Source organism: Streptomyces recifensis (genome assembly GCF_002154615.1).
Lineage (GTDB): Bacteria > Actinomycetota > Actinomycetes > Streptomycetales > Streptomycetaceae > Streptomyces > Streptomyces griseoluteus.
Map to the genome: position 1 here is coordinate 1 of NZ_MUNH01000433.1, position 1,310 is coordinate 1,310.

The 1,310-nt window shown below is 68.4% G+C and carries 1 rRNA gene and 1 pseudogene; one reads left to right on the forward strand and one right to left on the reverse strand.

What is annotated here, in order from left to right:
* Positions 1–110: 110 nt before the first annotated feature.
* Positions 111–227, forward strand: a 5S ribosomal RNA gene (gene rrf / locus CCN33_RS21730).
* Between the two features lie 320 nt (positions 228–547).
* On the opposite strand, the pseudogene CCN33_RS33580 reads toward rrf, so the two are convergent.
* Positions 548–1,310, reverse strand: a pseudogene (locus CCN33_RS33580) (hypothetical protein); the annotation flags it as partial.

Here is a 1,310-nt window from a genome sequence, read left to right on the forward strand (position 1 = left end):
GTTGCTCGCGTCCACTGTGTAAGTTCTGAGGCAACGAACAGTTGCCGGTTCAGAGCTGAACTCGAACTCACAAATAAAAAGTGTGCTTGTTCGCTCGAAACCATTAAGGTTTCGGTGGTCATAGCGTGAGGGAAACGCCCGGTTACATTCCGAACCCGGAAGCTAAGCCTCACAGCGCCGATGGTACTGCAGGGGGGACCCTGTGGGAGAGTAGGACGCCGCCGAACAATCTTTGGAGGACCCCTGGTCCCAGCGTTCAGCTGGGACCAGGGGTCCTTTTGTTTTTACAATGCTTGTGGTACCCGAAGACAGGAGTCACCCGATGTCCACCAACTCTCCCGACGACCGACCGGAGCGCGATCAGCGGCGACGGGACAGTGGTGACCGCGGTGATCGTGGCGGCTACCGCGGCGGCCCGCGTCGGTCCAACGACCGGGGCGACGACCGTCGTGGCGGCGACCGTCCCTCCTTCCGCCGCGACGACCGCGGCGGTGACCGTGGTGGCGACCGCGGCGACCGCGGCGGCTTCCGCCGCGATGACCGTCCGTCATTCCGCCGTGAGGACAGCCGTGGTGGCGACCGTGGCGGTTTCCGGGGCCGTGACGACCGTGGTGGCGACCGTCCCGCGTTCCGCCGCGATGACGACCGTCGTGGCGGCGACCGTCCGTCCTTCCGTCGTGACGAGCGCTCGGGCGACCGCCCCTCGTTCCGTCGTGACGACAGCCGTGGTGACTTCCGCCGCGACGACCGTCGTGGTGACGACCGCGGTGGGTTCCGTGGCCGTGACGACCGTGGTGGTGACCGTCCCTCGTTCCGTCGTGACGAGCGCTCCGGCGACCGTCCGTCCTTCCGTCGTGATGACAGCCGTGGTGACTTCCGCCGCGACGACCGCCGTGACGACCGCCGTGGCGATGACCGTGGCGGGTTCCGCGGCCGTGACGACCGCGGGGGCGACCGTCCCCCGTTCCGCCGTGACGAGCGCTCCGGCGATCGCCCGTCCTTCCGCCGCGATGACGACCGTCGTGGTGGGGACCGTCCGTCCTTCCGTCGTGACGAGCGCTCCGGTGACCGTCCGTCCTTCCGTCGTGATGACAGCCGTGGTGACTTCCGCCGTGACGACCGCCGTGGTGACGACCGTGGCGGGTTCCGCGGCCGCGACGAGCGCTCCGGCGACCGTCCGTCGTTCCGCCGCGATGACGACCGTCGTGGTGGGGACCGTCCGTCCTTCCGTCGTGACGAGCGCTCCGGTGACCGTCCGTCCTTCCGTCGTGACGACAGCCGTGGTGACTTCCGCCGTGACGACCGCCGTG